We start from the raw sequence: 6,578 nt of genomic DNA, 5'->3' as shown, positions 1-6,578 counted from the left end.
GGCTTGCCTGCGATAGCGGTGTATCAGTTATACCGCCATCGCAGGCAAGCCAGCTCCCACAGAGGTTTTGTGGTGAGTTTTAGAGTGAGTTCACGTTGACCCAGCGCTCTTCTTTGGCGGCGACACGAATCGCCGTCGCCAGCCGCTCCACTGCCCACGCCGCTTCAAAGTCGGTGCCATCCGCGCCTTGCCCCGCCAACGCCATGATCAACTCCTGCACCTCCAGCGTCTTCAACTCGTTGTAGCCCAACTGATGGCCCGCCGCCGGGCTGAACGCCGCGTAGCCGGGCAGGGCCGGGCCGGCGAGCAGGCGCTGGAAACCGTCCTGGCCGACGCGGCACAGGCGCAGTTCATTCAAGCGTTCCTGGTCGAACGCCAAGGTACCCAGGGTGCCGCTGATCTCGAAACTCAGGTGGTTCTTGTAGCCGTGCTTGAGCCAACTGCTGCTCACCGTGCCACGTGCGCCATTGGCAAAGCGCAGCAGCGCGTGCACGTGATCGTCCACGGCGATGGCTTTGTGTTCGCTGCTGCCTTTGGTAGCCGGGCGGCGGGCATGCACGGTCTGGGTATCGGCACACACGCTCACCACATCCCCGACCAAATAACGGGCCATCGACAGCAAGTGGCTGCCCAGATCCGCGAGGGCGCCACCGGCATGCTCCACTTCACAGCGCCACGACCAAGGTGACGCGGGGTCGGCCATGAAGTCTTCGCTGAACTCGCCCTGGAAGCTGATGATCTCACCCAGTTCGCCTCGGGCAATCATCTGCCTGGCCAGCAGGATCATCGGGTTGTGCTGATAGTTGTAACCCACCCGCGTCACCACCCCGGCCGCACTGGCGGCGCGGCGCATGGCATCGGCCTGTTCCAGGCTGACGGCCAGGGGTTTTTCGCAATACACCGCCTTGCCCGCCGCAATCGCGGCCATGGCCATGGGGTAGTGCAAGTGGTTGGGCGTGGTGATGGCGACGACGTCAACGTTGGGGTCGTTGACCAGGGCTTGCCAGTCGCCATGGGCCTGCGCAAACCCCCAGGCCGTGGCGCAGCGCTGGGCACGCTCGGTGTCGGCATCGGCCAGGGCGGCCAGCTTGAGGGTTACCGGCAGTTCGAACACCGCCCGGGCGTTGTTGAACGCCAACGCATGGGCGCGGCCCATGAAGCCTGTACCGATCAGGCCGATTCCGAGTTCACGCATAGCCGAGGTCCTTTGAATTATTGTTTTCAAGAATGCTATTAATGGAATAAAAATTCCCGAAATTCAATAGATAGAATAAAAATTCATTTGTGTGCACTGATCAGCCTGACGAATGCCGCTATATTCAGCTGCGGAGGAAACGCCATCAGTTAACAAAAGATAACGTAGCGCCGATTGTCAGACGATTCCAAAGCCCGATAGGATGGCCGCAGCTTCCTCCAGGCGCTCTAGGTTGCAGGTTTCACGGCCCAGGAAGGCAGGCAATAACAATAATAAATGGGAGAAAGGTCTATGAGTGAGCCTGTCATGGGTTGGGTTGTTTGCCGCCCACGCGCCGCACGCAGGGTTGCGTTGCTGGCCACAGCGCTCTCGCTGTTTGGAGCCGTCGCGTTGCCGACCGCCGTCCAGGCCGCCAGCGATACCCCCGCCGCAACTGTGTTTGCGATTGAATCCCCCAAGGCCGCCAAGGGCCTGATGATCGACGTGGTCCACGCAGGCAAGCGCCTGGTGGCGGTCGGTGATCGCGGGCATATCCTCTATTCCGATGACCAGGGCGCTACCTGGACCCAAGCCAAGGTACCCACCCGCCAACTGCTCACCGCCGTGTTTTTTGTCGATGACAAACAAGGCTGGGCGGTGGGCCATGATGCGCAAATCCTTGCCAGCACCGACGGCGGCGCCACCTGGACCCAGCAATACCAAGACCTCAAGCGCGAAGCCCCCTTACTCGATATCTGGTTCAACGACGCCAGCCACGGCCTGGCGGTCGGTGCCTACGGCGCGTTGATCGAAACCACCGACGGCGGCAAAACCTGGGAAGACGTCAGCGACCGCCTCGACAACGAAGACCAGTTCCACCTCAACGCCATCGCTCACATCAAGGACGCCGGCCTGTTCATCGTGGGCGAGCAGGGCAGCATGTTCCGCTCCCGCGACGACGGCCAAACCTGGGAAAAACTCGAAGGCCCCTACGAGGGCTCGTTGTTTGGCGTGATCGGCACTGCGCAAGCGCAAACCCTGTTGGCGTATGGCTTGCGCGGCAACTTGTACCGTTCCACGGATTTCGGCAGCACCTGGGAGCAAGTTGAACTGAACGCGGCGCGGGGAGCGCTGGAGTTTGGTCTGTCGGGCGCCACGTTGTTGGATGACGGCGCCATCGTCGTCGTCGGTAACGGCGGCAGTGTGGTGGTCAGCCATGACGACGGCGTGACGTTCAGCGTGTTCAACCGGCCGGACCGCATTTCGCTGTCGTCCGTCACGGCGGCAGGCAATGGCAACTTGATTCTGGCCGGGCAGGGTGGCGTTCGCGTGGCCACGCCGACCGGCGCCGAACCGACAAAACAATAAGAAGGCGGGGAAAGAATGAGCAGTCATCACAACGATAAAGCGACCTTTCTTGAGCGCCTGATCTTCAACAACCGCCCGGCAGTGATCGTGATCTGCCTGCTGGTGAGTATTTTTCTGTTCTGGCAGGCGACGTTGATTCGCCCGTCCACCAGCTTTGAAAAGATGATCCCCCTCAAGCACCCCTTCATCGAGAAGATGATGGAGCACCGTAATGACCTGGCGAACCTGGGCAACACCGTGCGCATCTCGGTGGAGGCCAAGGACGGCGACATCTTCACCAAGGAATACATGGAGACCCTGCGTCAGATCAACGACGAGGTGTTCTACATCAACGGCGTCGACCGCTCGGGCCTCAAGTCGCTGTGGAGCCCCAGCGTGCGCTGGACCGAAGTGACCGAAGAAGGCTTTGCCGGCGGCGAAGTGATCCCGCAAAGCTACAACGGCTCGCCGGAAAGCCTCGATCAACTGCGCAACAACGTGCTCAAGTCCGGGCAGGTCGGGCGCCTGGTGTCCAACGACTTCAAGTCGAGCATCGTCGATATCCCGCTGCTGGAGTCCTACCCGGACCCGCAGGACCAGGGCAAGTTGCTCGCTTTGGACTACCGCAAGTTCTCCCACGAACTGGAAGACAAGATCCGCGACAAGTTCGAAGCGCAGAACCCCAACGTCAAGATCCACATCGTCGGTTTCGCCAAGAAGGTCGGCGACCTGATCGATGGCCTGGTGATGGTGGTGATGTTCTTCGGCGTCGCGTTTGTCATCACCCTGATCCTGCTGCTGTGGTTTACCAACTGCCTGCGCAGCACCGTCGCGGTGTTGAGCACCACGCTGGTGGCGGTGATCTGGCAACTGGGGTTGATGCACTTCTTCGGTTTCGGCCTTGATCCGTATTCGATGCTGGTGCCGTTCCTGATCTTCGCCATTGGTATTTCTCACGGCGTGCAGAAGATCAACGGCATTGCTTTGCAATCCAGTGAAGCCGACAACGCGCTGACAGCGGCGCGACGCACATTCCGCCAGCTGTTCCTGCCCGGGATGATCGCGATTCTCGCCGACGCGGTGGGCTTCATCACGCTGCTGATCATCGATATCGGCGTGATCCGCGAACTGGCCATCGGCGCCTCCATCGGTGTGGCGGTGATTGTGTTCACCAACCTGATCCTGCTGCCGGTAGCGATTTCCTACGTGGGCATCAGCAAGCGCGCCATCGCCAAGAGCAAAAAGGACGCCAACCGCGAACACTCGTTCTGGCGCCTGCTGTCGAACTTTGCCAGCCCCAAAGTCGCGCCAATCTCCATCGCCCTGGCCGTGGTCGCCTTTGGCGGCGGCCTCTGGTACAGCCAGAACCTCAAGATCGGCGACCTCGACCAAGGCGCGCCGGAACTGCGCCCGGACTCGCGCTACAACAAGGACAACAACTTCATCATCAGCAACTACTCCACCAGCTCCGACGTACTGGTGGTGATGGTCAAGACCAAGGCCGAAGGCTGCTCACGCTATGAGGCCATGGCACCCATCGACCAGTTGATGTGGAAGATGCAGAACACCGAGGGCGTGCAGTCGGCCATCTCGCTGGTCACTGTGTCCAAGCAGATGATCAAGGGCATGAACGAGGGCAACCTGAAATGGGAAACCCTGTCGCGTAACCCGGATGTATTGAACAACTCCATCGCCCGGGCTGACGGCCTGTACAACAACAATTGTTCGCTGGCGCCGGTGCTGGTGTTCCTCAACGACCACAAGGCCGAAACCCTCGACCGCGCGGTACATGCGGTGCAGGACTTCGCCAAGGAAAACAACAAGGACGGCCTGGAATTCATCCTGGCCGCCGGTAACGCCGGGATCGAAGCCGCCACCAACGAGGTGATCAAGGAATCGGAACTGACCATCCTGATCCTGGTGTACCTGTGTGTAGCCACCATGTGCATGATCACTTTCCGTTCCTGGGCCGCCACCCTGTGCATCGTGCTGCCACTGGTGCTGACCTCGGTGCTGGGCAACGCGCTGATGGCGTTCATGGGCATCGGCGTCAAGGTCGCAACCTTGCCGGTGGTGGCGTTGGGCGTGGGGATTGGCGTGGACTACGGCATCTACATCTACAGCCGCCTGGAAAGCTTCCTGCGTGCCGGTCTGCCGCTGCAAGAGGCGTACTACCAGACGCTCAAGTCCACCGGTAAAGCCGTGCTGTTCACCGGCCTGTGCCTGGCGATCGGCGTGTGCACCTGGATCTTCTCGGCCATCAAGTTCCAGGCCGACATGGGCCTGATGCTGACCTTCATGTTGCTGTGGAACATGTTCGGTGCGCTGTGGCTGCTGCCGGCGCTGGCGCGGTTCCTGATCAAGCCGGAGAAGTTGGCGGGGCAGAAGGGCAATTCACTCTTCGCGCACTGATCGATTTAGACCATTGCCGCAAGGCACGGCGGGGGAATTGACCTATCATGTGTCTTTTCCCCCGCAGTGACTTCACATCATGACCGACGCAACACCAGACCTGAGCAAAGCCCTCAACGACAGCGACATGCTGATCATCAACGGGCTGCACGCCTTCGACTTCACGTTTGACCAGCATCTGCTGATCGAAAGCATGGATGGCCGGGAACTCAAGCGTTGGAAGTTCAGTCCAGAACAACTGAATGCCGCCACCTTTGACGACAGCTTGCAGAGCTGGCTTTTGAACAACGAAGACGGTGAACACCGTCTAGTCTGTTTGAGCGCGATCAAGGGCGACAATAACAACGACGAGGACGAAGCGGATGATGATGCGTAAATTCTGGCCCCTGCTGATGGCGGGCAGTGTCGGTGCCATGTCGGTGCAAGCCGCCCCGGCGGATACCTACGAATTGCTGGTAGGCAGCTACACCGCCGGTACCAGCGAAGGGATCTACCGCCTGCAATTCGACAGCCGTACCGGACAGTTCAGCGGCAAGCCGGTGCTGGCGGCCAAGGCGGCCAACCCGTCGTGGCTGACGATCTCCAAAGACCAGAAGCACCTGTATGTGGTCAACGAGAACGGCCCGGGCCAGAAAGACCCGGTGGGACGTGTCAGCAGCTACAGCATCGACCCGCAGAACCATCAGCTCACCCTGATCAACCAGGTGCAGAGCCTGGGCAATGAGCCCACGCACTCCAGCGTAGCCGCCGATGGCCGCTACCTGTTCGTCGCCAACTATTCGGTACTGGAAGACCCGGGCGGCAGCCTGGCGATCCTGCCGCTGGACGCCAATGGCAAGCTGTCGGCGCCGGTGCAGTTGAGCGGGCACCCGGCCAGCCGCGTGAACCCTGAGCGCCAGGCGTCCAACCATGTGCATTCGGTGGTGTCTTCGCCAGACGGCAAGTACGTGTTTGTGCAGGACCTGGGTGCAGACAAGGTGTTTGCCTACCGTTACGACCCCAAGGCCAACCCTGAACTGCCGCTGACCCCGGCCAATCCGGCGTCGGTGCAACTGCCTCCGGGCAGTGGCCCTCGGCACCTGTTGTTCAGCGCCGACGGCAAGCATGCCTGGCTGACCACCGAGATGAGCGCGCAAGTCGCAGTGTTCGATTACACCGACGGCAAGCTCAGCCAGACCCAACTGGTGGACTTCGCCGCTGGCCAACCAGTGTCCGACAAGGCCGGCGCCGCGTTGCATGCGTCCAGTGACGGCAAGTTCCTCTACGTGAGCAACCGTGGCACCGCCAACCAGATGCTGGTGTTCAGCATCGATCCGGCCACCGCGCACCTCAAGGAGCTGCAGCGCCGCTCCGTGGAAGGCGACCACCCGCGCGAATTCAGCCTGGACCCGAGCGGCAAGTTTTTGCTGATCGCCAACCAGAAAAGTAACGAAATCGTGGTGGTCGAACGCGATCCCAAGACCGGTCTGCTCGGCAAAACCGTGCAAAAACTGGCCATCGATGCGCCTAGCGACCTCAAGTTCCTGGTGCGTCAGTAAGCCGCAGGCCCCGTATTGCGGGGCCTGACCCTTTCTATTAATTCCATTAATAGCGGCTACTGTTTCAAAGCATTTCTAAGGTTTAACCCTCGGGCGTAAGTTTGGTT

The 6,578-nt window shown here is 60.5% G+C and carries 5 protein-coding genes; 4 read left to right on the top strand and 1 reads right to left on the bottom strand.

What is annotated here, in order from left to right; translation table 11 throughout:
• Positions 1-79: 79 nt before the first annotated feature.
• Positions 80-1,195 (bottom strand): Gfo/Idh/MocA family protein, encoded by a 1,116-nt coding sequence (locus AC07SU_RS20375; protein ID WP_494998055.1) that lies wholly within the window; start codon positions 1,193-1,195, stop codon positions 80-82.
• A 306-nt stretch (positions 1,196-1,501) separates the two neighbouring features.
• Here AC07SU_RS20375 and AC07SU_RS20370 point away from each other — a divergent pair, with 306 nt between their 5' ends.
• The 4 genes from AC07SU_RS20370 to AC07SU_RS20355 all read left to right on the top strand — a co-directional run bounded on the left by AC07SU_RS20370 (position 1,502) and on the right by AC07SU_RS20355 (position 6,471).
• Entirely contained in the window at positions 1,502-2,542 is a 1,041-nt protein-coding gene (locus AC07SU_RS20370; protein ID WP_176996172.1) for a WD40/YVTN/BNR-like repeat-containing protein, read from the top strand.
• Between the two features lie 15 nt (positions 2,543-2,557).
• The gene (locus AC07SU_RS20365) at positions 2,558-4,933 is read left to right on the top strand and encodes an efflux RND transporter permease subunit (protein ID WP_176995779.1); all 2,376 of its coding nucleotides are present in this window, start codon (positions 2,558-2,560) and stop codon (positions 4,931-4,933) included.
• A gap of 79 nt (positions 4,934-5,012) precedes the next feature.
• Complete coding sequence (locus tag AC07SU_RS20360) at positions 5,013-5,309, top strand: DUF5629 family protein (RefSeq protein ID WP_176995780.1); 297 nt, start codon at positions 5,013-5,015, stop codon at positions 5,307-5,309.
• A complete protein-coding gene (locus AC07SU_RS20355; protein ID WP_494998054.1) occupies positions 5,296-6,471 on the top strand; it encodes a lactonase family protein in 1,176 nt (391 codons plus the stop codon). The genes AC07SU_RS20360 and AC07SU_RS20355 overlap by 14 nt, the downstream gene beginning before the upstream one ends.
• Positions 6,472-6,578 lie beyond the last annotated feature (107 nt).

It is taken from the genome of Pseudomonas sp. GW821-FHT05H12 (genome assembly GCF_059419385.1).
This window is presented reverse-complemented; position numbering and strand designations above follow the sequence as displayed.